The 26,106-nt window shown below is 43.9% G+C and carries 22 protein-coding genes; 13 read left to right on the top strand and 9 right to left on the bottom strand.

Annotated elements, in window-relative coordinates:
• Positions 1–106 precede the first annotated feature (106 nt).
• From ACIDF8_RS11845 to ACIDF8_RS11830, 4 genes are read left to right on the top strand one after another with little or no spacing between them, the layout of a single operon-like run.
• Positions 107–2,164: a TonB-dependent receptor gene (locus tag ACIDF8_RS11845; RefSeq protein WP_412010815.1), complete on the top strand. Its 2,058-nt coding sequence runs from the start codon at positions 107–109 to the stop codon at positions 2,162–2,164.
• The gene (locus ACIDF8_RS11840; protein ID WP_412010814.1) at positions 2,161–2,871 is read left to right on the top strand and encodes an ABC transporter ATP-binding protein; all 711 of its coding nucleotides are present in this window, start codon (positions 2,161–2,163) and stop codon (positions 2,869–2,871) included. The genes ACIDF8_RS11845 and ACIDF8_RS11840 overlap by 4 nt, the downstream gene beginning before the upstream one ends.
• Positions 2,868–4,274 (top strand): DUF3526 domain-containing protein, encoded by a 1,407-nt coding sequence (locus ACIDF8_RS11835; protein WP_412010813.1) that lies wholly within the window; start codon positions 2,868–2,870, stop codon positions 4,272–4,274. Before ACIDF8_RS11840 ends, ACIDF8_RS11835 begins: the two co-directional genes overlap by 4 nt.
• Positions 4,271–5,536 carry a DUF3526 domain-containing protein gene (locus tag ACIDF8_RS11830; protein ID WP_412010812.1) on the top strand — a complete coding sequence of 422 codons (1,266 nt, stop codon included), beginning with the start codon at positions 4,271–4,273 and terminating at the stop codon, positions 5,534–5,536. The genes ACIDF8_RS11835 and ACIDF8_RS11830 overlap by 4 nt, the downstream gene beginning before the upstream one ends.
• Before the next feature lie 23 nt (positions 5,537–5,559).
• Here ACIDF8_RS11830 and ACIDF8_RS11825 read toward each other — a convergent pair whose 3' ends face one another.
• Complete coding sequence (locus tag ACIDF8_RS11825) at positions 5,560–6,615, bottom strand: succinylglutamate desuccinylase/aspartoacylase family protein (RefSeq protein ID WP_412010811.1); 1,056 nt, start codon at positions 6,613–6,615, stop codon at positions 5,560–5,562.
• A gap of 232 nt (positions 6,616–6,847) precedes the next feature.
• On the opposite strand from ACIDF8_RS11825, the gene ACIDF8_RS11820 reads away from it, so the two are divergent.
• Both ACIDF8_RS11820 and ACIDF8_RS11815 read left to right on the top strand, forming a co-directional pair.
• Positions 6,848–7,159, top strand: coding sequence for a hypothetical protein (locus ACIDF8_RS11820; protein ID WP_412010810.1), 312 nt, complete (start codon positions 6,848–6,850; stop codon positions 7,157–7,159).
• Positions 7,160–7,375: 216 nt separating this feature from the next.
• Entirely contained in the window at positions 7,376–8,077 is a 702-nt protein-coding gene (locus ACIDF8_RS11815) for an OmpW/AlkL family protein (RefSeq protein WP_338657474.1), read from the top strand.
• Positions 8,078–8,200: 123 nt separating this feature from the next.
• Here the strand turns inward: ACIDF8_RS11815 and ACIDF8_RS11810 are convergent, their stop codons facing one another.
• Positions 8,201–9,031: a class I SAM-dependent methyltransferase gene (locus ACIDF8_RS11810; RefSeq protein WP_412010809.1), complete on the bottom strand. Its 831-nt coding sequence runs from the start codon at positions 9,029–9,031 to the stop codon at positions 8,201–8,203.
• A gap of 400 nt (positions 9,032–9,431) precedes the next feature.
• Between ACIDF8_RS11810 and ACIDF8_RS11805 the strand changes: the two genes are divergently transcribed.
• Positions 9,432–10,403, top strand: coding sequence for a DUF481 domain-containing protein (locus ACIDF8_RS11805; RefSeq protein ID WP_412010808.1), 972 nt, complete (start codon positions 9,432–9,434; stop codon positions 10,401–10,403).
• A 161-nt stretch (positions 10,404–10,564) separates the two neighbouring features.
• A complete protein-coding gene (gene ylqF, locus ACIDF8_RS11800) occupies positions 10,565–11,515 on the top strand; it encodes a ribosome biogenesis GTPase YlqF (RefSeq protein WP_412010807.1) in 951 nt (316 codons plus the stop codon).
• Positions 11,516–11,558: 43 nt separating this feature from the next.
• On the opposite strand, the gene ACIDF8_RS11795 is transcribed toward ylqF, so the two are convergent.
• Positions 11,559–12,746, bottom strand: coding sequence for a GGDEF domain-containing protein (locus tag ACIDF8_RS11795; protein WP_412010882.1), 1,188 nt, complete (start codon positions 12,744–12,746; stop codon positions 11,559–11,561).
• Positions 12,747–12,972: 226 nt separating this feature from the next.
• Here ACIDF8_RS11795 and ACIDF8_RS11790 point away from each other — a divergent pair, with 226 nt between their 5' ends.
• From ACIDF8_RS11790 to ACIDF8_RS11770, 5 genes are read left to right on the top strand one after another with little or no spacing between them, the layout of a single operon-like run.
• Positions 12,973–15,006 (top strand): UvrD-helicase domain-containing protein, encoded by a 2,034-nt coding sequence (locus tag ACIDF8_RS11790; protein ID WP_412010806.1) that lies wholly within the window; start codon positions 12,973–12,975, stop codon positions 15,004–15,006.
• Between the two features lie 44 nt (positions 15,007–15,050).
• Entirely contained in the window at positions 15,051–15,734 is a 684-nt protein-coding gene (locus ACIDF8_RS11785) for a TVP38/TMEM64 family protein (protein ID WP_412010805.1), read from the top strand.
• Positions 15,735–15,769: 35 nt separating this feature from the next.
• Positions 15,770–17,254 carry a flippase gene (locus ACIDF8_RS11780; RefSeq protein ID WP_412010804.1) on the top strand — a complete coding sequence of 495 codons (1,485 nt, stop codon included), beginning with the start codon at positions 15,770–15,772 and terminating at the stop codon, positions 17,252–17,254.
• A 1-nt stretch (position 17,255) separates the two neighbouring features.
• Positions 17,256–18,299 (top strand): class I SAM-dependent methyltransferase, encoded by a 1,044-nt coding sequence (locus ACIDF8_RS11775; RefSeq protein ID WP_412010803.1) that lies wholly within the window; start codon positions 17,256–17,258, stop codon positions 18,297–18,299.
• Between the two features lie 7 nt (positions 18,300–18,306).
• Complete coding sequence (locus ACIDF8_RS11770; protein WP_412010802.1) at positions 18,307–19,314, top strand: glycosyltransferase family 2 protein; 1,008 nt, start codon at positions 18,307–18,309, stop codon at positions 19,312–19,314.
• Between the two features lie 10 nt (positions 19,315–19,324).
• On the opposite strand, the gene ACIDF8_RS11765 is transcribed toward ACIDF8_RS11770, so the two are convergent.
• The 6 genes from ACIDF8_RS11765 to lhgO are packed head-to-tail and all read right to left on the bottom strand — an operon-like array spanning position 19,325 to position 26,104.
• Positions 19,325–21,241: a hypothetical protein gene (locus ACIDF8_RS11765; protein ID WP_412010801.1), complete on the bottom strand. Its 1,917-nt coding sequence runs from the start codon at positions 21,239–21,241 to the stop codon at positions 19,325–19,327.
• Between the two features lies 1 nt (position 21,242).
• Entirely contained in the window at positions 21,243–22,172 is a 930-nt protein-coding gene (locus tag ACIDF8_RS11760) for a glycosyltransferase family 2 protein (RefSeq protein WP_412010800.1), read from the bottom strand.
• Positions 22,173–22,183: 11 nt separating this feature from the next.
• A complete protein-coding gene (locus ACIDF8_RS11755; protein WP_412010799.1) occupies positions 22,184–23,809 on the bottom strand; it encodes a hypothetical protein in 1,626 nt (541 codons plus the stop codon).
• A gap of 24 nt (positions 23,810–23,833) precedes the next feature.
• Complete coding sequence (locus ACIDF8_RS11750) at positions 23,834–24,331, bottom strand: hypothetical protein (RefSeq protein WP_412010798.1); 498 nt, start codon at positions 24,329–24,331, stop codon at positions 23,834–23,836.
• Complete coding sequence (gene gmhB / locus ACIDF8_RS11745; RefSeq protein ID WP_412010797.1) at positions 24,324–24,878, bottom strand: D-glycero-beta-D-manno-heptose 1,7-bisphosphate 7-phosphatase; 555 nt, start codon at positions 24,876–24,878, stop codon at positions 24,324–24,326. Before gmhB ends, ACIDF8_RS11750 begins: the two co-directional genes overlap by 8 nt.
• Positions 24,879–24,895: 17 nt before the next feature.
• Positions 24,896–26,104, bottom strand: coding sequence for an L-2-hydroxyglutarate oxidase (gene lhgO, locus ACIDF8_RS11740; protein WP_412010881.1), 1,209 nt, complete (start codon positions 26,102–26,104; stop codon positions 24,896–24,898).
• Between the last annotated feature and the right edge of the window lie 2 nt (positions 26,105–26,106).

The raw sequence follows: 26,106 nt of genomic DNA, 5'->3' as shown, positions 1-26,106 counted from the left end.
CAATAACAATAAAATAGTTTGCCTAAGCTACTTGATGCGATCAGGCACAAAGAGAACACACTGAACCAGATTGACCAATACGCAGACTCACAGGGAAAAATAAATCATGATGTACCCAAAAACGATTGCTAGCCTGCTGGCAGTCATGTTGTTCCCGGCGGTGACAGTTTATGCTGAAGATGCCGTTGAACTGGAACCCGCCAAGCAAAATAGTAAACCCAAGAACAATCAAGCGACAGAACCCAGTGTCGAGCTCGATAGTGTCGTTGTTCTGGGCACCAAAGAACAAGCTTCGGCGACCGATAAAGGCCTGGCCGGCTCGGTAGATGTCATTACACGTCAAGAGCTGGAATATGAACATGTCACCGATACCCTGGAGTTGTTTAGCAAAACGCCTGGCGTGGTGCTGTCCCGTTTTAGCCAGGGCATTGTCAATACCGAAGTCTCTATCCGCGGTTTTAGTGGCAATGGCGAAACACCGAATGCCAAAGTGCTGGTGGATGGCATTCCGTCTAATTTGTTCTCTGGTCTTAGCGAGCTGGATTATCTGTTCCCCACCAACATTCAGAGCGCCCAAGTGTTTAAAGGGACCAGCGACGCTTCGACCGGCCTGTTTGCGACGGCAGGCAACTACAAGGTAGAAACCCGTAAAGATATCGGCAAGCAATTGCAATTTGGTTATGGCAGCTTTCAAACCCGGGAAATGCAAGGCTACTATGCTGAAAAACAAGGCGATTTCACCCAAAACTATGCAATCGGCTACCGCAAAGGCAATGGCTTCCGCGCCCATACCGAAAATGAAAAAATCGCTTTATCCGGCCGTTGGCAACTGGATTTCGAGCAGTCCAGCCTGGCATTGAGCGCAAAGTATGGCAAATATAACTCCCCGGAAGCGCCAGGGTTTATGTCTAAAGAACAAGCGCGTGATGACCGCAGAGGCGTAGCGCCCAATGCACTCAACGACAGCGGTGAGAAAGAATTCAAGCATTTAAGCCTGCATTACGATTACTTTTTTAATAACGATCTCGATTTAAGCCTGAAAGCTTATTGGCAGAACTTTGATCGTGAACGCAATGTCCGCTTTTTTGGTTCCCCAGGCCTAGAACATCGCTTGGAAGACCAGACTTCGATCGGTTTGGTGAGCAAGTTAAACTGGAAAATCAATCCCAGCTGGGCTTTTGAAACTGGCTACGATATTGAACACCAGCATGTCGATGAATTCCGTCAACGTTTGACCACTATCCGGCGTAATGCCCAATACGACTTCACGGCACAAGGCATTTACGCCAAATTTGAAAACACGCCGCTGGACTGGTTACGCTGGAACCTGGCCTATCGGGTGGATTATTTGAACAGCGACCCGAGAAACCAGTTTGTGATTAATGGCAGCACGCTCAGGACACGCATGCTGGATAACCAGACCATCGTACAGCCCAAATTCAACTTATTTGCTAACCTAAGTGCGCAGCAAACTTTATTTGTAAATGCCGGACGCAGTTTTCAAACACCCACTGGCGTTAACCTTAATCTCTATAGCACCAATGGCCCGACCAACGTCAAGGTTGCGATCAACGATGGCTGGGAATTAGGACTCAAGAGCCAGTGGCATCCTGCTTTGAATACGCGTCTTTCTTATTGGCAACAAAAAGCTGAAAACGAATTTATTAATATCGACAACTTTAACCAACTCATCGGCGCCACCCGCAGGCAAGGGATCGATGCCAGTTTTGACTATGCGTTAGACGAGCAATGGCACTTTTGGGGCAATGTGTCACGGGTAGAGGCCATTATCGTGAAACCGGATGCATTACACCCGCAATTCAAGGATAACTCGGTCCGCAGCATCCCCTCTTACACTGCCTCGCTGGGCCTGCAGTTTGTGCCCAATGCAAACTGGATTGCACGTGTTCACGTGGATAGCCAAGGCGACTACTACGTCAATGAAAGTAATCAAGGCGGCAAATATGGCGGCTATACCCTGACCAATGCCAATATTGACTACAAAACCAACTGGGGCCGAGTCAGCTTGTTAGCCAATAATATTTTTGATCGCTACTATGAGTATGTGTATGACTTTTCATCCACAGGTGCGACCAACCAGCTTAACTTCGCCCCCGGTGCTGGCCGTAACTTTATGCTCACAGCAACGGTGGATTTTTTATGACTGCATTGCTATCGATTCAACAGCTCAGCCTAAGCTTTTCCAAACGTAAAATCTTAAATCAGCTTGAGCTCAACTTACAGGCAGGTGAAGTCGTCTCTGTACTGGGCAGCAATGGCGCCGGTAAATCAACGCTGCTGAAAAGTATTTTAGGCCTACATGCCAACGCCGAGCAAACAGGCAATATCCTGATTGCCGGCATTGATATCGCACAGGACCGCCAGCGGGCGCTATCGCACCTTGCCTACGTGCCAGAGCACCCTGCCGTATACGGACATCTCTCTGCGATAGCGAATATCCGTTATTTCTTAAGCCTGGCCGATATAGATCATGGAAAGGATATTGCCAGCTGCCTGACCATGGCTGGCTTACCGGAAACAGCCTGGCATCGGCCTTGCAGTGAATATTCCAAAGGCATGAAACAAAAGGTGATGCTGGCATTTGCGCTGGCCAAACAGGCAACATTGCTGTTACTAGATGAGCCTAACTCTGGCCTGGACCCGCAAGCGACCGAAGATTTAAATCAACTGATTGTGCAATGCAAAGAAAGTGGCATGGGCGTGCTGGTCGTCACGCATGATGTGTTGTCTGCCATTGGTTTTTCTGACCGTTTGCTGATGCTGACCAATGGCCAGTTGCAAGCGGTAATTCTGGACCAAGCAGCACTGACAGTGGATAGCCTGAAAAAGCTGTACCAGGGGCAAGTATGAGCGCATTGATCTGGAAAATCTCCTGCAATGAATGGCGCAGGTTATGGCATGCACGGGTTCCGGCATTGCTTTTGATGGTGCTGGTGACATTGTGGGGCATTGCCGCCCTGGCCGCCCATCACCACTGGCAAGATCATGCACAGACGGTGGCCGAGGTGACGGCGCGTAGCCAGCATGACTGGCAATCGCAACCCGACCGTCACCCGCACAGGGTCTCGCATTTTGGCGATTTCGTCGCCAAACCGGTCCATCCGCTCAGTGTGATCGAACCCGGCATCCTCGACCAGTCTGGCCATCTGGTGTATCTGGAAGCACATCGCCTGAACAGTGCCAACTTCAACCCGGCGACTGAAGCCACTACGCTGGGCCGCTTTTCATTGATTACACCGGCCATGATTGTGCAATGGTGGATGCCACTGTTTTTGATCATGATTGCCTATGCCACCGTCACTGCCGATAAAATCACCGGCATCCTGGCCTTCATGCGTGGCAATGGCACGCCTGGCTGGGTAATTGCCGCCGGAAAATGGCTGGCATTGTTTTTACCGCTGCTGTTACTTTTGTGCCTGCAGGCACTGTTGACGCTGGCATGGAGCTGGCACAGTGATCAGTTATGGTCCAGGCTGGGGATCATGTTGCTGGCGCAAGTGCTGTACATTGGCGGCTGGTGTCTGCTGGTCGTCACCGTGTCCTGGTACAGCCGGCAATTGCATAGTGCCTTGCTGACTTTATTGTTGTGCTGGGTCTGTATCTGCATTATTTTCCCGCGCGGGCTGGCAAATCTGGCTCAGATCGCCTATCCCACACAACCGCGCGTCGAGGCTGAATTCCATGCGGAAACCAAGCTGCAAAGCATAGGCGACAGCCACAATCCTGACGATCCGCATTTTGCCACCTTTAAACAAAGCATTCTCGACCAGTATCATGTCAGTAGCGTGGAAGAGCTGCCTGTCAACTACAATGGCCTGCTAATGCAGGAAGGCGAGCGTCTGACCACAGCAGTCTACCGCGAACAACAGGCACTACATGATTCGCAGCTGGCAAAACAGAATGAAAGTATCCGGCACTGGTTATGGCTGACACCGGCCTTGGCGCTGCAATATATACAAATGGCGGCTAGCGGCAATGACTTGCCACATCACCAGGCTTTTATCCGGCAGTCTGAAGCCCGGCGATATCAATTAATCCAATATCTGAACCAGATCCACACTTACAAAGTGGATCAGCATGACGATAAGAACACGCGTGTTTCTGCAGATTTGTGGAAGAAGGCCCCCCGCCCTCCGGTGAATCTGCCACCGATGGCCGTCAGCCATGCCAGCCTGACTGCAGCTTTTCTGGTGTTAATTGGCTGGCTGTTACTGCCCGGCTCCTTGCTTGTGAGGGTTTCGCACCGACTATGAAACATGAACTCACCCTGCTGCTCAAGCAACGCAGCATGACGCTGTTACTTTGGCTAAGCCTACTACTGGTTAGTTTTAGCCTGTTAAATGGCTGGCAAAATATCCATCATATCCAGTCCCAGATCCAGCATGCGCAACAGGAAGAGATCCTGCGCAAGCAGGACTTTATCCAGCGCTTCAGCCATGAAGGGACCCTGGAGGCAGGCGAAGTTGGCTATTACCTGTTCCACAATGTCTATTACCAACCTGGCGAATGGAGCTTTATTGCGCTAGGCAACCGGCTGGTAGTGCCGTATGTGCAACGGATACGTTTACTCGGTTTGCAGAGCCAGCTTTACGATGGGGAGTCACATCACCCTGAATATGTGATGCTGGGGACCTTTGATTACACATTTTTGCTGGTATTTTTTGCCCCTTTGCTCTGTATCGCCCTGTTGCATGACCTGAAAGCGAGCGAGCAACAGGCGCAACGTTTACTGTTTTTGCACAGCCTGGTAAAAGCGCCTGGCCAGTTCTGGCTTAAACGCGTGTTATGCCGCTGGCTGCTTGTCACGCTTGTCTTCATATTGCCGGTTTTACTGTTTGCCTGGCTACACTCGCTTTCCTGGTCACCGCTGTTACACGTGCTGACCATTACAGCCTTATACACGTTTTTATGGTCTGCATTGTGTAGTGCAATCAGCCTGCGCAGACGGGCACTCAACGCCAACTTCAATGCCATGTTACTGAGCAGCATTTGGGTCATGTTATGCGTGGTCTTACCGAATCTTTGTCAGCTATGGCTGCACGCCCGTTATCCCTTGCAAGACGGTAGCCAGTTGGCCATGCAGCATCGGCAATTAGTGCATGGCGCCTGGGATTTACCCAAAGATGAGACGCTGCAACCCTTCTACGCTTTGTATCCACAATGGAAAGACACGCCGCCCGTCACAGGCCGCTTTCACTGGAAATGGTACTACGCCTTTCAGCATATGGGGGATGTCCAATTGCAAGCACAAGTGGCTGCACGGACACGCGCCTTACAACTAAGGGCAGAGGCGACAACAAAGATGGGGTGGTTGCCCACGGTCTGGGCGCAGTCGCAACTGGAAGCCGTCGCATGCAGCGATGTTCGCCATCTGCTTGTACACAGACAGCAGATAGCGCAATTTCACACCCACCTACGTGAAGCCATCTATCCATTCTTGTTTGAGGAGCGGGCATTAAACCGCAAAGATCTCGAGTCCATGCCCGTCTTTGGCGCAGACGATGCTGGTAAGTAAAGTCCGCATCCTGTCGTTAATGGCTAATGCGTCTTCAACACACCAATGGATAAGGTGACTTCGCCTGCGCGTATCGGTGGCGTGGCATTTTGAATCAAGATGCGCCCGGCCACGGGCGCGCGCAAGGTTTCAATATTGTCGCCAAAATAATCCGTCACCTCGCCTACCACCTGCCCCGCTGATACCCAATCGCCGATGCTGGATTTAGCCGTAAACAAGCCGGTTTGCGTGCTGCGTACTTCAATCAGTTTGCTGTAATAGTGAATTGGCGAGGCCACCTGTGCGGTGTCTGGTGTGCTGATAACTATGGTCTCTGGCGCATCAGTCATCCCCAAGCCATGCATGGCCCGTGCACACGCTTGCATGATCATGGTCACAAAAGCGGCATCACTTTGTGCAAACTGCCCGACTTCAAGTGTTAATCCAGGCTTGCCCCGGGTCTGTGCCGTATTCGGGTAAGAAATGGAATGATCAGGATCATTCGGCCTGCCATCATAAAGCACGATCTCTGGCGATCCTAGACTCTCAGCAAACTGCTGTGTTCTGGCATCCAGCGCTGGCACATGCGACACCGGCGAATACACATGTGGCAATAAATGCTGGTTGGCACTGCCTGAATGGATATCGATCAGGTAGTCGGTTTTGCTAATGACTTGTGCCGTTAGAAAAGCGGCCACTTGTTCAGTCAGCGTGCCTTGTTCGCTACCGGGAAACACACGATTCAGATTTTTTTCATCCACCGGGCTGAGCGCAATACGCCGCGCATGAAACCCCTCAAGATTCGCCAAATGAACCAGAATCACGGTGCCTTTCAAGTGTTCGGGTTGTATCTGTTTGCGCAATTGCTGCAGGGCAAGAATCGCAGGAAACTCATCGCCATGGATGCCTGCTGTCAGGGTCAATACCGGTCCTGGCGTTTGCCCATGAATCACCGTCACTGGGATCGCCGTTGACGCCACGGTCATCGTCCATGACGAGACGGTGCCTGGCGCAAGTTGCTTGCCCGCCAATTCAAAGGCTTCCCTTGCATGCACGCTTCCCCAACACAACCACAGCATGCAAACCCAGCAAAAACGCATTTTTTCCTCCTCAATAATGTGCAACATTGTTGCGTATTAAGCCATACCTGTAAAGCGTTAGATCAGCAGTCATCCACTAACAGCAATGGCTGTGTTAACCGTTAAATGGCAAGGCTAGGGAAACTAATCGCTGACAGGTCTTACTAAAAGATTGATGCACATGATTTAAACGCCTATGATCTGCTTTCTAATTTATGGCTTATTGTTACACCGCTTTTTAATGGAGTCCCGCATGCATATATTCACCCTCACCGCTCTTTTGATGTTGACCTTAAGCGAGCCTGCCTTCGCACGCAATATCAGCAATGAACAATCAGAAGCCGCCAGTGCCCGTGATGCCGTGGGCGATGCCATGAGCAAATTGAGCGATATCGAGCAGAAAATCCAGCGGCAACAAGCGCTACTGACGCAAGAGCAAGAAAAACTGAAGCAATATCAGGCTGAAAAAGCCCAGACCGAAAAAGACCTGGAAGCAAAAAAAGCAATTTTTGAGCAAAAATCCAAATTGCTGGATGAGGCCTGGAAACAGCGTACCGACTACTAATTTCATTCACTGTCCCACCACCCCAACACCAGTCTGCGGACTGGTGTTCTTTTATCTACTCTAAAACCTGCCTAGGTAACTAAGGTTTACCTGGCCAAACATTGCACCATTCCAACGACGATTGCCAAATCATTTCAAGTTGACCTGCGTCAATACCTGACATGAGTTGCAGACCTACAATGGCTCCAAGTTCAATGCACTAATGGAGTGATCACAATGAAAAAAACCGCAATCAGTTTAATGTTGGCTGCTTTATTGCCAGCCCTCAATGCTCAGGCAGAGCAAGGCGACTGGGTCGTCCGTCTGCGTGCCACCAATATCAGCCCGAACGAAAGTAGCGATCTGGGCAAATATGTAAACAAAAATATTGCGGCAGGCGCGATGTCTAGCGGTGCAGAATTAAAGGCTGACAGCAATACTATTCCTGAGCTGGACATCAGCTACTACTGGACCAAAAACATTGCGACAGAACTGATCCTGGCCTTGGGTTCCAAGCATGATGTGAGTATTACCAAAGAGCCAGGCTCTACCGTGCCTAATCAATTATTGGGCAGCATTGATGCATTGCCCCCGACCTTGACCGCCCAATGGCACTTTAACCCTGATCAAACCTTTGACCCTTATGTAGGTGCCGGCATTAACGCAACCTTTATGCTGGACCGCCGTCTGGACCTGCGCCAAGGCCCATTAGCCGGTCAAAAAATTAAAATTGACCGCGACAGCTTTGGCCCAGCTTTGCAAGCAGGCCTGGATGTGAACCTCAAAGATGGCTGGATGCTGAACGCCGATGTGAAATACATCTGGATGAATACCACCGTCAAAATGCAAAACCCGCTCAACGGCAATGCCTGGACAAAAATTGATGACCTGGATATTGATCCATGGGTGATCAGCCTGGGCTTTGGCAAGCGCTTCTAACACTCAAAGCGCATAACGTCTCTTCCCTGGGGCAATGTATTAGCTCCATTCACCTCTGATACTCTCCCAGTGTCAGAGGTTTTTTTATCTGCACTTGGTCAATCAGCGCTTAAAAAATGATTGCTAAAAATTAAACCGGCTGGCAAGACTGGTGAGATGCAGTTGCTCCAGCAACTGTAATCCGCGTTCACGTGCACTGCGTTTATGCTGGCCAGTATATTTGGCAATGATCAATTCATTTTTCATCGAATGCTCCCACCCTACCAATTCTGTCACAGTCACTTGATAGCCATGTGCCTCCAGCTCGAGGCAACGTAATACATTGGTCACCTGGCTACCAAACTCACGGGTGTGGATGGGATGACGCCACAATTCACTTAAAAAGGTTTTTGATAAAGCCTCAGCCTTATGTTGCCTTAGCGCTTCGGCCACTTCGGCCTGACAACAAGGGACCAATACCATGAACTGTGCTTTCTTTTGCAAGCCAAACGCAATCGCATCATCGGTGGCAGTATTGCAGGCATGCAAGGCCGTCACAATATCAACCTGTTCCGGCAATTGCGCGGACTGCATGGCTTGGGCGACGGTCAAATGCTCAAACTGCATACGCTCAAATTGGCAGGCTTGCGCCAGTTGACGCGACTTTTCAATCAACTCGCCCCGGCTTTCGATGCCGATTACTTGCCCTGTATCATGTTGTTTGAGCAATAAATCATACAAAATAAACCCCAGATAGGACTTGCCAGCGCCATGATCGACCAATGTGGGATTAGCATTTTTTGCCATCACCGCCTGCATCAGCGGCTCAATAAAGTTCACCAGATGATAAACCTGCTTGAGCTTGCGACGACTGTCCTGATTGAGTTTACCGTCACGGGTCAGGATATGTAAGGCCTGCAACAAGGCTACAGACTGGCCAGGCTTGACCTCGGGCGGCAATAATGTTTGGACCATACTTCTGAGTGCTTTAAAATCTGAATATGCCAGTTTAACAGTTCAATGGTTGCACAGCACCATTGAGAGATGGCGAGCGTGAACAGGATCAGCCCTGGTGCAGATTAAAAACAGCAGCGGTAGCCCTATGATATACAGGATTGAGGGAACTCACAGGCTGTTTTTGTAATCATGTTTAATACAGGGTAGCAAGTTTTATTAAAAAACACCCACCCTTTGCCGCTAACAAGCCGCACTCAATCCGCTGCCCGGCAGCGCAGTTGTTCAATCGTTTCAGGGAGTAGTACCTATGCCGCAATCATGCCTTTTTCAGCCCTACCGACCTCCTTCAGGCTCGCCATCATTTCGCCTCTGGTCAATTTGCCTGGCGCTATGGCTCACGTGGTTTATGACGATGAATATGGCACTCGCAGATACGGTATGGCTCAAAAATGGAGACAAAATCACCGGCACGCTGGGGGTAAAAATCTCAAACAAGCTCACGTTTAAAACCGCTTATGCTGATGAAATTAAAATCAACTGGAATGATATCAAAAGTATTGATGCCGATAAGCCTATCCTGATGCAACTTTCGGATGGCAGCATCGTGAATGGGCGCCTGATCCATTCAGCGGATGGCCAGGTGATCCTCGATGAAGAGACCAATACACCGATGGTGGACACTGAACTGAGTGAAATTCACTACATCAACCCTACGGTGGACCTGATAGGCGAAGGTTATGTCTGGACCGGCAACATGAGTCTGGGTGGCGCCTTTAACAATGGCAATAGTACTAACCGCAATATGCAGTTTAACGGTGAATCCGTATTGCGCGGGTTTGATAATCGTTACACGGTGCAGGGGTACTACTACTGGGCAGAAGACAATGATCAGCAAACGCAGAATAACGCGCGGGTCCGCGGTCAGTACGATAACTTTTTTACAAAAAAATGGTATGGCTACGTCAACACGATTCAGGAAAAAGACCGTTTCCGGGATATCCGCTTGCGTAGCACCTACAGTGTGGGTACCGGTTACCAGTTTTTTGAAAGTGAAAAACGTAATCTGTCACTGGAAGGCGGTCTTTCATACATCACCCAGGATTATTACGAAGAACACGACGAAAATCATGCAGCCCTGCGCTGGGCGGTTAACTATAACCAATACCTGTTCGACTCCTTTGTGCAGGCCTTCCACCGTCATGAGCTTACTTATACGCCGAGAACCCCTTCGCAAATCCTGTTGTACAGTTCAACTGGCTTACGCTTCCCCTTTATTTTTGGTTTGAGCGCCTCCACACAAGTGGACTATAACTACGACAGCCGTCCGGTCGACGACAGACGCAAAGGCGATACACGCGCCCTGTTTACTCTAGGCTACAGTTGGAAATAAGCCTGTCCTGCGTGTATAGATTTAGTCCTGGCCCGCTTAAATGTTAAAATAACGTTTTGATCGCGGGATCATATTGCTTATAAAATCAATATGATCCCGCGATCTTAGGTACGGCTGAGACATTGAATCCGTATTTTTTGAGTTAAGGATGGAGCAAAAATATGGCGATACAATGGTTTCCGGGGCACATGACTTCTGCCCGCAAGAAAGCAGAAGAAACGCTGGAACACATCGATGTTGTCATTGAAGTGCTGGATGCGCGCGTCCCCGCCGCCAGCCATAACCCCATGATTGAGGAAATGCGCAATTTCCGCCAACGGCCTAACCTTAAAATCCTCAACAAGGCCGATTTGGCAGACCCGAATATCACACAAGCCTGGCTGAATTACTTTAACAGCCTACCCAATACCAAAGCGGTTGCCCTCTCCTGTAAAAAACCGGGGGATGCAAAAAAAATCCCTGGCCTGTGCCGCCAACTGGCGCCGCATCGGGGCACACCGCTTAAACCTTTACGCATGATGATTATGGGGATTCCTAACGTGGGGAAATCCACCCTGATGAATGCCCTGCTCAACCGCCGTGCAGCCAAAGTCGGCGATGAGCCAGCCGTGACCAAAAGCCAGCAACGCTTTGATTTAAGTGACAGCCTCAATATCACCGATACACCTGGCATGATGTGGCCCAAAATTGAACATACTTCAGATGGGTATATGCTGGCGGCCAGCCATGCGATTGGCCGCAATGCGGTCATTGATGAAGATGTAGCTGAGTTTTTGGGCAATGTATTGTTAAAACAATATCCTGCGCTCATGAACACCCGTTACAAGCTGGACGTCATGAAGCTCAATGTGGCCGAAATAGATGGTATAGACTTACTGGAGGCGATTGCCAAGCGTAGAAGCTATAAACGCAATGATGGCGAGTGGGATATGGAGCGCACAGCCATGGCCCTGCTGACCGACTACCGCAGTGGTGCGATTGGCCGCGTCAGTTTGGAATCCCCGCAAAGCCGTGCCGAGATGTTGGCTTTAGCGGCTGCGCAACAAAAAGCCGCCAGAGAAGAAGGCGCATCCAGTGAAGAAAAGTCAGAGCAGGACACAGAGCAAGACTAGCTGCGTTTTTCACAACATGCACTAGCGTGGCCTATGGCTCGCTCTAGGCAATGACGCTGGCATGCCGTTTAGCTGGTTTAACCGTGCTGGTGGTTTTATTCAGCACCTGGTCGATATTACTCATAATGCGGTTACGGCCATTTTGTTTGGCGCGATACAGATTCTGGTCAGCAGCCGCAAACATGGCATCAATCACATAGCCTACAGTTTCTGAACTTACTGCCCCCACACTCACAGTACACTTGATCGCCTGGGTTTCACTACTCATGCTCTCTACACCAGCGATACTGACCGGTGTCACTTCAATAATCCGGCGGATACGCTCAGCCAGCACCATGGCTTCCTGCTCACCGGTATTGGGCATCAGGATGCAGAACTCCTCGCCGCCGTAACGACCAATGACATCACCGCCACGCAAGGCGGCCCGGATGGTTCCGGCGCAAGATTTGAGCACCACGTCTCCTACCAAATGCCCGTAGACATCGTTCACCTTCTTAAAGTAATCGAGGTCGACGATTAACATGCCCATCGGCAATTGGATCCGTTGCGAAACAGCCTGCATGCGCGCAGCCGCCTCTTGCAGCCCACGGCGGTTGAGTACGCCGGTCAGCCCATCTAACGTGGCGATGGCTTGTAAGCCCGCCTGCGCCTTCACATGCATCACCAGCAACAGCAAATTCAGGACTGAAGTCATCGCCAGCATCACAAAGCTCACCAGATAGGCATGAATCGTCCACTCGGCAAAGCGGTCCAGCGCCGACTGCTCAGCCAGCATGACCTTCACCGCGACCACCGCCAACATCAAACCGACCATGGCAAATAGACTGCAGCAGAGCCAAAACACATTGGCGACAAAATCTTTTCCATGCCCCATCAAGCTGCGGCTGCCATAGGCAAATATCCAGAGCAATACCGCCACATTGCTGAGCAGCAGCCAGCGATTGGAGATGTGCATATTCAACATGATGGCATTACAGGCGAGCAAGGTCGTAATGACTAACAACGTCCAATAACGGTAGACACGATAGCCCCTGAACATACGCAATCCGTTTACCAGTTGACTGAGCCCATAGGCCACCATGGTCACCGCCGCCGCAATGTAAATACTTTGGGGGCCAATAATCAATGACGTTTGTGAAATGAAATAAACGGCCAGCCCTAAGCTAAAAATGAGCAAGCCACGCACCCAATACATAATCAGGCGGCGTTGCTGATAGGCGCCAAAAATCATCAAGACCAGAACCAGCGTTAGGGTGAGTCCAATTGATGATAGAATGACACTGTTGAGATCAAACACAGGGACGGACAAAATTAGTTAACCTGAAGCACATCATACTATGGTATCTAGGACTATACCCATATAAATGAAGGGGTTAAATAGTCCATCCAGGCTAATTCATCTCCGCTTTCTGATTACTCTCCACTTGGCAGTGAAACACGTGTAAGAAGTCCCCCGCATGCAGCATTTATTAAATCCACCCCAGCGTGAAGCGATTCACTATCTCGATGGTCCCTTACTGGTGCTGGCAGGGGCTGGTAGCGGTAAAACCCGTGTGATCACCCAAAAAATTGCCTATCTGATTAATCAAGCAGGCTATCAGGGCAACCAGATTGCCGCGATCACCTTTACCAACAAAGCTGCGCGTGAGATGCAAGAACGTGTCACGCCACTGTTAGAAGGCAAAAACGGTAAAGGACTGACGGTCACTACGTTCCACTCCCTGGGCTTGCAGATTCTGCGCCAGGAAGCCGCCCTCCTCGGCTATAAACCCCAATTCTCGATTCTGGACGCCTCGGACAGCTTTAAAATCCTCAGCGATATTTTAGCGACCACTGACAAGCAACTTTTGCGCAAAACACAATGGCAAATCTCCAGCTGGAAGAATGACTTTATCAACCCGGATCAGGCCAAATCGCAAGCGGATGAAGAACTCACCCATGCGGCCGCCCGGGTCTACCAGTTATACCAGCAAACCTTACGCGCATATCAGGCAGTGGACTTTGACGACCTGATCAAGGTCCCGGTAGAGTTGTTTGATCAACACAGTGAAATGCTGGATAAATGGCAGCGCAAGTTGCATTACCTGCTGATTGATGAATATCAGGATACCAACGCCTGCCAGTATAAACTCATCAAGCAGCTCACCGGCTTGAGGGCGCAATTCACCGCCGTGGGCGATGATGACCAGGCGATTTATGGCTGGCGTGGTGCGGATGTGGAAAACTTGCGCCAGCTGACTAAAGACTTCTCCAAACTCAAAGTCATCAAACTCGAGCAAAACTACCGCTCCACCGTGCGGATTTTGCGCGCGGCCAACCACGTCATTGCCAACAACCCCAAGCTGTTTGAGAAAAAACTGTGGAGTGAGCTGGGTACCGGCGACCTGATCCACGTCACCGCGACGCAAAGCGAAGAACACGAAGCAGAAACCGTGGTGATGAAGCTGCAAGCGCACAAATTTGAGCATCGCACCACCTACAAAGATTACGCGATCCTCTATCGCAGCAATCACCAGGCACGCATCGTCGAACAGTTCCTGCGTAACCACAAAATCCCTTATACCATTTCTGGCGGCCAGTCTTTTTTTGACAAGGCAGAAATCAAGGACATCATCAGCTACTTGCGCCTAATTATGAACGAAGATGATGATCCGGCCTTTATCCGCGCGGCCACCACGCCCAAAAAGGGCATAGGCAATACCACGCTGGAACGTCTGGGCGAATACGCCAGCGCGCACAAAATGTCACTGTTTGCCGCAGCCTTTGAAGGCGGCTTTCAACATGAAGTCGGCAACAAACAATTAGATGACCTGCTCACCTTCTGCCGCTTCATCCAAACGCTGCAAGGCCGTGCTGTCAAAGATCCGGCTAACGAAGTGCTCAATGACTTGCTCACTGCGATCCAGTACGAAACGTATCTGTATGACGGCGAAGAAGCCAAATCCGCCGAAACGCGCTGGGGCAACGTACAAGAATTCGTCGCCTGGCTAAGCAAAAAAGGCGAAGCCTCAACCGAGTTTGGCCATGAATCCGACGGCAAAAACCTCATCGAACTCACGCAACTGGTTTCGCTCATCACCATGCTAGAAGGCCGCGAAGACGGCGAGCCAGACGCCGTTAAACTTTCTACCCTGCACGCTTCCAAAGGTCTCGAGTACGGCCATGTCTTTTTAATCGGCTGCGAAGAAGGCATCCTGCCACACACCAACTCCATCGACGCCGACCAGATTGAAGAAGAACGCCGACTCATGTATGTAGGCATCACCCGTGCCCAAAAGTCACTCAACATCACCTGGTGCAAAAAACGCAAACGTGCGGGAGAGATGCAAGCTTGCGAGCCTAGCCGTTTTATTAGCGAATTGCCTAAAGATGATGTTAAACACTTTGGCAATCCATTTAATGGGCCAGATCAAGTGCTGAGTAAAGATTATGGGAAGAGCAAGATGGCGAATATTAAGGCGATGCTGGCTAAAAACACTATTGCAGAATAAAAAACGAGAGTATCTTCAATACAAAAAAGGTATTTGTTAAAACAATGCGCAATCATTTCAAAATTATTATTTTTGCTGCCATCTGGCTAGCACTTTTCTGCGAATTGATTTTCGATGCGGAATTAAAGCAAAGCCTGCATACTTATCTTGAGTTGCATCCTGTAATGGCGCCCATTTTACTTATTTTGTTACAACTAACCTTTACAATATTTGTATTACCATGCTCGACATTAACTATACTTGCTGGCATTTTGTGGGGGGTAAAGTTGGGGATAATCTACTCCACCTTAGCTACCCTGATGTCTTCCAGCCTCACTTTCTTTCTTGGTAGATACTCGTTTCTTAATACAAAAATCATTAACAGCTATTCAAGTCACCAGTGGGGAGCCAAAATCAACCAGCTGCTATCTAGATTTAATCTTTGGGCATCTGCGCTGGCACATGTAAACCCGCTTTTTCCGGGGAGTTCTCTTGGCTATATCTTTGGCACGACTAACATCAGTTATGGCGCATTTATTTTAGGGGCTGCAATTGGCACGATGCCACTGCAACTAATGATGGTTTTGATCGGTGACTTATCAATTAAAGCCTTTTTGAATACAGCAAAAATACAATCCCTAGCAATCATTGCTCTTTTGGTTGCAATCTTGGGAATATACTTGATTATCCTGCCAAAGATATTAAAGAAAAAGACAGTCAAAAATGATGACAACTCACTGAGCTCATGAGTACAGAAGCACTCCAATGAAGACCATAAAGCAAAATGATGCATTCCAAAAAGATTATAAGTAACTCAGTAATAAACCTGCTAGGGCAAGTAATCCCCTTTTTGACTGCATTGTTATGCATCCCCTTAATAATCAAAGACTTGGGGGTTGACCGATTCGGAATACTTAACCTAATTTGGATAATTGTTGGTTATTTTAGTTTTCTGGATTTGGGACTCGGCAGGGCCATCACTCAAGTTATTTCATCTAAGAACGATTTGTGGCCCCATGAAAAGATTGTAAAAACTGTCTGGGCGACGATTTATCTTATCAGTACACTTAGCATCACCGTTTCCTTTGTACTTCTATTTTATTCATCTGAAATAGCAAACAAACTACCCAATATTCCTTCCTCGCTAATAGAAGAGACCATTCTTTCAGTAAAACTGATCGCCCTTACCATTCCACTGGTTGTTATTTCATCTGTTCTAAGGGGTGTACTTGAGGGTTTTCACGCGTTTAAAGAGATTAACTTAATCAGAATTCCTTTAGGAGTTTTCACTTTTGCAAGTCCTTTGATTATCATAGCCACAACACCAGCTCTCCAGTACGCTGTAGGACTAATACTTTTTAGTCGCTTTTTAAATGTGCTTGTGATGATTAAAATGTCTAGCAAATATCTGCCCTTTGACACAAGATCAATTAAATTATTTGATTTTAGCGACACTGCTAACCTTATTAAACAAGGGGGTGCTATAACCATATCAAATGTGATTGCCAATCTTATCGTATACCTAGATAAATTTGTTGTTGGATATATTGTTTCGGCAGCCGCAGTTGCATATTATGCAACCACCTATGAAGTTGTTACAAAACTTTGGCTTATTCCTGCTGGATTAACAGGCGTACTTTTTCCAGTTTTTGCAAAACTTGCTGCAAAAGACCAACATAAATCCAACAAGATATTTATCACGTCACTTAAAACTATTATCATTTTTACTTTACCGTTTGCGCTTTTACTAGCTTTCTTTTCAAAAGAAATTTTGACATTATGGATTGGTTTAGAATTTGCAAAAAAAAGTTTTGAAGTAATACAAATACTTTGCATAGGCGTATTTATTAATTGCCTTGCACATATTCCTTTTACATATATACAAAGTCAAGGTCAATCGTACAGAATTGCACTATTACATACGGTTGAATTAACGCTATATATTCCACTTGCTATCTTCTTAACTCAAAAACATGGAATCATAGGAACTGCAATCGCTTGGAATATTAGATCGATCCTTGATTTTATTGCGCTAATCTTCATTTATAAAACCCTGCATGAAAAGCAACCATCTTTCAAAAAACAGCATATTTTGACTATTACATTAATGTCATCCACTTTAATGATGCCATTAGTGATCGAACTTAATAGTCTCCTTAAAATATCATCATTCGTTTTAATTGTTCTTGCTATTCTATTTATATCTTGGACAAAACTTCTTGATAAAGATGAAAGATATATTTTCAGAAAAGCATTCAATCGGAATTAACATGCAGAACTTGCAAAAAATCACCACCTCGACTAAGCCTAAGTGCATGGTTTGTGGCACTGAGGGCGGACTCAAATATGCAAATCTAAATGATAGATTATTTGGAGTAGCGGGCGAATGGTCGTTGAAAAACTGTCTCAACTCGGAATGTAATTTATTGTGGTTAGATCCTTCGCCTGATGAGGCAACGATCCATTTTGCTTATGAAAACTATTACACTCATCATTATGAGCCTGGAATATCAACTTTTCTTAGTCGTTTATATGCGGCCGCAATCTCAGGCTATTTAGATATATGCTACGGATATCGTGTTAAAAAAACTAGGTATCCGAAACTACTACTTGGGGCTTTATTTTTTCTTCAAAAAAGTCGTAGGGATGCAGCTGACTTTAGAGTTATGTGGCAGAAATTTTCTTCTAACAAAAACAAACTGCTTGAAATAGGATGCGGAAATGGAGATGCATTAGTTCGAATGCAGAGTCTTGGTTGGGAGGTAACAGGTATAGACTTTGACCCCAAAGCTGCTGAGACTGCACGAAAACGTGGAGTAAATGTATTTACTGGTGCACTTCAAGAACAGAACTTCATCTCAAATAGTTTTGATGTAATCACTTTGAGTCATTTAATAGAGCATGTTCATAACCCGCTTCAATTAATTGAAAACTGTTATGACTTACTTAATAGCCAAGGGCGAGTAGTGATATTAACTCCTAACAGTCAGAGCTTCCTTCATCGAATCTTTAAAAGAGACTGGAAGGCCTTAGAGCCTCCTCGACATCTGCATATATTTAATAGTAATAATCTTGCCCAATTAGCAAAGAAGGCAGGTTTTAAAACTATGACTGTAAAAACTATTACTCGAGATGCTAAGGGTATTTTTATGGGAAGTATGAGTCTTAAAAGAAATCAAAAGTACGATCCAACGGTTAAAGTATCTCTTTCAATCAAAATAAGTGCCCTTATTATTCAATTTATTGAATCGGTTATACATGTTTTTAATAGAAAAGCTGGTGAAGAATTAGTTTTAATTGCAATTAAGGAATAAAGCTTTGTTGGCAAAAAAATTGAGAATCTCCATTGCATGCTGCACATATAATGGCAGTGATTATATCCTTGAACAGCTTGTAAGTTTCGCAAAACAAACTAGGCTCCCAGACGAATTAATAATTTGTGACGACAACTCATCTGATAATACGCTTGAAATATTAGAAGCATTCGCTAAAACAGCACCTTTCCAAGTGTCTATTTATACTAATAAAGATAACTCTTTGGGCTCCACAAAAAACTTTGAAAAAGCTATAGGCCTTTGCAAAGGAGAAGTAATTGCGCTTTCAGATCAAGATGATGTTTGGTTCCCCACTAAACTGGAAAGATTCGAGCACGAGTTCCAACAAGGTGCAGAATTGATCTTTTCAAATGGGGACATTGTTGATAATAAACTACGCCATAAGGGATATACTCTATTTGAAAGCTTAAATATTACTCCCACAGAAATGAAGCTTATTCAACAGACAAAACTCAAAGAGGTTTTAATACGAAGGAATTTGGTGACTGGTGCTGGCTGTGCGTTTAAAAGTAAGCATAATCCACTAATCCTTCCAATTTCAGAAAACTGGATACATGATGGATGGATCGCTATATTGATTTCAACAATTGGAAAATGTGTGATGATAAATGAATCGTTATTCCAATATAGACAACATGATAAAAATCAAATAGGAGCAGGAAAACCTAATATTTCCGAAAAAATTAAAAAAGCGAGACTACTAGGTAGCAGGTATTACAATAAGCAGTATCAAGCGTTTATTGACCTTAAGGTCAGACTTAAATTAGCCGACCTTAAAGGCATAAATAATGAGACTTTTCTTAAAAAACTGGAAGGAAAAATTCAACACTTAAATAAAAAGTGTCAAATCCCCAATGGCTCATTTTCAACTTTTTACACATTAATATTAATGTTGATTAGATTTGAATACCACAGATACTCTCGAGGATTGATAAGTTTTAGCAGAGACATTATCATGACTTGGATTTTCTTAGTTGAAAAGTATACACGCTAGAGTTTTACGACTATAAACCTTCAACGCTGGAAAATGATATTACTAGATTTGATCCGCAAGCAAATTTCATTTTATTACAATCAATCTTAAATCTCTTAATCGATGGCTTTTCTTTAGAAGTCTTCTTAAAATAATCAATAACGTCTTCATTATTGAAAATCATCGGTTTGATCATAAAGCCTACCTCCCCCATTAGAGGTATATATTTTTTTCTGACTGAACTACCATCATCAAATTCAAGTGTAATTTCGTATCTTGGCGGTTTGTAAAAAAATGCCACCACCCTTGACATAATTGATTGTTCAATTTTAATTCTCACCCAAACTGGATGATTGTTAAGAAAATCGGGGATTGATATCCATGAGTCATGATGGCTTGAGACATCACCGACTTTTGTAAGGTACCAATCATTTTTTATTGTTTTACTTCTTCTCATCAAAACATAACGTTTGTTTTTAATAACTGGCAGATATTGATGCAATATTTCCATCTGTGCTAAAGCATCATCTTGTGCGATTAATTTATTATCTATTGTCTCAAACTCAAGATAAACTATAGGAGGAGCTTTATTGATATCACGATAGAAATCACGATTTTTATTCATGATCCATGTATTCCAAGATGCAAAATTAATATTTGATGGCGCCGATGAATACTTTAATGCTTGATAAGCAAAAATGCCTGGAAGCATTCCCCAGTATCCAGTTGCTTTTATCCCCCCATCTATTGGGACATTCAATATTTCATTTTCTTGCTCTAAGGTTTTTTTAAGCGAAGTAGCAAGACGAGATGAATAACTATTATAGTTGAGTAAAGACTGAGCATTCTGGTTAACAGTTTCAAGCCCTCTCCTTAAAACTGTAAGAGGTGAGCATTGATAAATCTTACAACTACCAGCAGTAACAAAAACAATCACAAAAAAGTAAAACAGCCAACCAAATTTGGTTCTATAGAATTTCTTATTGGAGGGGAAGATATAAAATGGTGCTACCAGTAGACAAAACTGTAAGAAAATAAGCATATGTGCGTCTGCTCTTACAAAGCCATGCTTCCATGCAATAAAAAGTGTAAGAAGCAGCATTAAGGCTTTTGAATATTTTCTATACCAAGCATCCTTAGCCTGAATCACATAATTTTTGATCACAAAAGAACTATAAGTAATTAGCAATATTAGAGCGATTACAGTCAAATAATGCTTCTCATAGATAGCCATCGCCTCGTTATAACCACTTGAAAACGAAAGCATTGCAGAGATAAAAGGTAAAATATTATTAATAGATTGCTGACAAAACACCCAAATGATGAGAAAGAATGCACAAAAAATCCCGACTTCTAATATGCTTCTTTTATATTCCGACTGAAAAAGAAGCGTGCACACTCGCAAAAAAACAACGATGAAAGCCCAAATTAAAAGAGTACCTTTAGTTAGTGATAATACTGTAAGAAGCAGTAAACATATGGATTGTTTCCATAATGAGTTAGTTGGTTTATCTATTATCGCTAGGGCCAGCAACAATGCAAAAGTATAATATAGAGCATCATATGTAGACCCCAATATGACTACAAATAACGATAAAATGAATATCAGTATCTGTAGAGCAGGTAATTTCCTCAAATAAATATAAAAAGTCACTGCCATGGAAATGGCCATGAATACTAAAACAAAAGCTTTTATATTTGGTAAGAACCCAGTATAGATACTAGGATAAAAAATAAATCCTAAAGGCCCTATATTTTGGACAATATCTTTGCCAAATTGAAAGTAGTTACCTAACCAGTACTCATAAATAACTTGGCTTCCTAAGTCATGAGAGTTAGTATCAATAAATTGATTAGGAAGCTTTAAAATTAGCAAGAACAGACAACATATGGAAAATCCAGCGATCCATTCGTTGCCAATTTTTTTTAATATATGAGTGCTTAACAAATTAATGACGCTCTAATATCTCTTTAATAATATATTTAGGGCGTCCTTTAACCTCATTATAAATTCTAGCCAAATATATCCCTAATAGCCCATTACTTAATAAAACTGCCCCACTAAAAAAAGCAACGGCGATTAATATTCCTGAAACACCAGGTGCAGCGACTCCTGATAATTTAGTAATAATGGCATACAGAATCAGTAACACTGAAATAAATGTTGTACATAATCCTAATATAAAAGAAAGATATAACGGAGTAGCTGAAAAAGACGTTAAACCACGGATAAACTCTCGAACTGGGCCCTTGCCTAGTAGTGGAAAGTGTGTTTCCCCACTGAACCTAGCCTCTCTTCTGTAATAAACAAAATCCTGTTTAAACCCAATCCAAATTGACAATCCTCTCATGTACGGATCAGATTCAGGAAGGCTCAATATATGTTGAACCACTTTTCTTGACAGCAATTTAAAGTCACCAGTATTCTCCGGCAAATGAATATCTGAAAAGAGATTGATAGTTTGGTAAGCCTTTTTGGTCAACCACATTTTTGCAGCACTCTCACCATCACGATGCGTCCTTGTCGTATGAACAACTTCGACGCCCTGCCTAAACCTCTCTACAAGTTTAGGAATTAACTCTGGAGGATCTTGTAAGTCAGTATCAAGATAAACAACTGCATCCCCTTTCGCATTTGAAAAACCAGCTAGCACACAAGGAGTAACTCCAAAACGCCTAGACATATTAATGATTCTGATTGGTAAAGAGTTCTGAAAACCCACCAAAACCTCTAATGACTTGTCAGTGGAGTCATCGTTCACAAAAATCATTTCATATTCAGTATCTTCTACTTTTTTCATAGTTGCATCTACGCGACGCACTAGTTCTGGAATATTTTTTTCTTCGTTTCTAAAGGAAAATACAATTGAAATTAGCATATATTTAAAACTCAAAAATGAGATGGGAGAAAATTTAAAGGCATTTTTTTGATTTTTGTTGTGTCAATCAAAATACAATTGGTACATTTTTTTATATCTTGTGGCGGAATATAGTTATCTTTATAGACTCGGTTTAATACCCTAATCCTATATGCATCTCGACGAATATGTTGCTGATCGGCTATCATATATACAACAGCCTCCATCAACCCAGAATAATTGGTCGCGGTATAACTGAGATCATAAGGTAAGCTGTAATTCACGAAAGGCTCGAATCTTTTAGGCAATGTCACGAAAATGTTAATAGGTTGTGCCCCTTGTAAGGCATGGTCAGTTAGCCTTGGCAAATTTGCCACTTGCTCTTTAAAGTACAGATACTCTAACCGAGAGTTTTGAGTCATAGCTGTCACTGTAAAAAATGTACAAGCAGTAAATGAAACCAATATCAATGAACCTAAACGTCTACTGTCAAACTTAAAATAAAGCCGTAAAACATTAATACATGTTCGATATGCAAATATAGTCAAAACAAAGCAAAATATAAAAAAAACATACAGAATTCTATAAGCAACGAAACCATTTGGTGTTAATAGAATTGGAGATAGAGAAACTGCAAGAAAAGCAACTATGATGAGAACTCTTTCTTTTAGCTCTTTATGAGATAACTCGGTGAAATTATTTACTTTAATAAGCGAACTAATAATTAATACAGATATAAAAACTATTAGTATATTAATGAGTGATAAATAATACTTTTCAATATTAGTGCTGTATATACTAAATCCTGTCGTCACAGCCTCTAGTAATAATTTGAATAGATTTTGATTAATTGCGAAGCTAAACTTATATGATACTGGATCATAGCTTTTAAATTCTGAGCCAAATAAATGAGAGAAATATTTAAATAAAAATAATTTATGGATCAATACATATGAGATCAATGTTATTGAAAGAAACGCCAGAGCGAACAAAGCATTATGCTTTACCTCTGACCAATGATTTTTATCAAACACTACCCTGACAAATGGTATGAAAACAAAAAATAATGCTGTCGCAGGATAATTTAAACAACTAGCGAGCAAGGTCAAATATGAAAAAAACAATCCAAAATACCTTACCTCCCTACTTGTATGTTTAATTGAATGGTCAAACAATAGCCAGGCAAACAAAGAAAGCAATAGATTTAAAGATCCAGGTACGTAATTAGAAATCCAACAAACATATAAATTAGCCGAAGGTATACTTAAAATACCGAACGCTATAATTAATAGCCAGACATTTAAATACTTAAGTTTTTGGTGCAACTCCAAATAAGTTATAAATGAAATAAGAATTAACGTCGCAAGTGAGATATATCTAGCATATCTGAAGTCTTCAATGGTATGAATTAAGGACTGCTGAAAATTGAACAAAATAGCATTTAATGGACGGCCTATATACATTAAATGCATTGATTCCATATGTTTCAAAACACCATGCCATCCATCAAAAATATTAATAGAGTAATGTTGAATATCGAAAGCTCGATAATCATTATGAATTGCAAACTCTGTTGTCAACGCTGAACTATATGCAATGATCGTAAGAGCAATTAATATCAGCCACCGTAAAACACTATTCTTTTTTAACAAAACCATAATTTGTATCAATAAGTGGGGAAATTACTCATGCCCCAGTATTTCTGTTAATAATTTTTGATTACTTGCATCAAGTTCAGCGTGGGTAGGCTGTTTACCTAGTTTCAACGACAGTTTTGCAAGTTTTATGGCAACCATATCATCGCCAATTCTGAGAAAATATTTTGCGAGTGAGTTTGCCAACACAGGATCGTGGAAACCATCTATTAAAGCGTAGATTACACCTTCATCTTTTATCGATGTCGCTATCCATTCATGAATCTCCGTTTTTTTTGTAACTAACGATTCTGAAGCGGCATCTAGCACTACATGGGCTACTTTATTTATTGAAAAATAAAATACAAACATGACTAACATTAACTTTATAAAAAATGTCAAAAGTTGCTTTGGCATACTTGTTTCCCTTACCGAAATAATCGCTTGTTGACTGAACTCATCAATATCATCCCTATTAAAAAACTTCTTGATGGACGATACCAATTCCGACTCAAAACGAGATCGTATTCTTTGTTTTCTATTCATTGTTATCAATTAATAATTCGGCTACTGCTTCGTAAAGGTTATCGTAATATGCTAGTGTTGAAGCAGCGTCATTTTCAGAAGCCTTTCCATAACCAGTTCTGACTAGAGCTGGCTTTACACCTGCATTAATAGCAGCTTGAGCATCAATCAACTTATCTCCAATCATATACGATCTGTCAAAATCTATTTTGAAATCGGCTTGAGCTTGAAGAAACATTCCTGGATGAGGCTTCCTACAGTGGCAATTGCCAGGATTTCCGAACTCGGGGTGATGAGGACAGTAATAGTAGGCATCAATTTTTGCATCGAACTTTGCCAACATGCGATCGACTTCTACATGAAGAGTCTGTACATCATTGTCAGTATAGTAGCCTCGCGCTATCCCAGCTTGGTTAGATACTACAATTGCAAGATATCCAGCATTATTAATCAATTTAATTGCATCAATTGCTCTTGGTGTCCATTCCCAATCTTCAACTTTAAAAAGATAATTCTTTTCGACGTTAATCGTGCCATCTCGATCCAAAAAAAAAGCTCGTTGAGACATTTCGCTCTTTCAATCGGCTAATTAATATTTGCTGTATCAACAATAAATTCAGCAAATGCAAAAGAGCTAGTGAACGCAGGAGATATTGCATTTAACACATGCAATGAACTCTCAGTCCCCTGAAGAATGTAGTCCATCTCAAGCGTCTTTGTTTTATTATTAATAAGCTGTGGACGAATACCAACTTTGTCACTAGGAACCAAATCGTCCGACTGAATATCATGCATCAGTTTTTGGGCTGCTTGTACAAACCATGGTTTAAGATACTTCTTGACTTCAGTATGTACCAATAAACGAAAATTCTGCTTATTTTCCAAATACATACTGATTAGATCTTTACCAATCTTGAAGCTCTCCTTAAATTCCACGCCTTTTAAAATCCCATAATTTTCGCGTCCTAAAGCAGGGATCGCAGTGGGACCAACATAAATGTCTCCACTGACTACGCGGGTGAGATGTACGCCAAGAAATGGTAAGTCTATGTCTGGAACAGGATAAATATTACTTTTCACAAGATAGTCGCGTTCAGCACGGACTTTGTAATAGATACCTTTAAAAGGCACCAAAGTGTAATCTTGAGCAAGGCCGAATTGCTTTGCAACCAAATCAGCCCCAGCTCCGGCACAATTAAATAAAAAGCCATAAGAAATCTGTTTGCCATTTATTTTCAATGCTTTCTTTTCAGAATCATACGCAATATCTTTTGAATTGAAAAAAAAGATGGAACCATACTTGGTAAGCATTTCGAACAGTTTTCTTATCACGGCCTTACTGTCTATCACTGCAGTATCCGGGCTGTAGATACCCAACTTGTATGGGCTGGCATAGGGTTCGATTTTTTTTATCTCAGACTCAGTTAACAACTCTGCGCGCACATGATTGTCTTGCGCATTTTTCATCAATCTTTCAATTGTTGGTAAATCACGCTCCGAAGTTGCAATAATTACCTTGCCAGTTTTATGGCAGGCAATTTGATGTTCAGCAGCAAACTCACGCATTCTTTGCGCACCTACAGAACAAACTTTTGCTTTAAGGGTGCTGTTACCATAATAAACACCGGAATGCATGACACCGCTGTTGCGACCACTCGCATGAAGGCCGACCTCGGCCTCCTTTTCAAGGATCGCAATAGTAGCAGTGGGGAATCGTTTTTTTAGTTCAAGGGCTGTTGTGAGGCCGACAATTCCCGCCCCTATAACAAGGTAATCAAATGCGTTTGCGGTCATAC

The sequence above is a fragment of the Methylophilus sp. 3sh_L genome, assembly GCF_046766015.1.
In the GTDB taxonomy this organism is placed as follows: domain Bacteria; phylum Pseudomonadota; class Gammaproteobacteria; order Burkholderiales; family Methylophilaceae; genus Methylophilus.
Note: the sequence above shows the minus strand (reverse complement) of the source record. Positions and strands in the feature narration are given on the sequence as shown.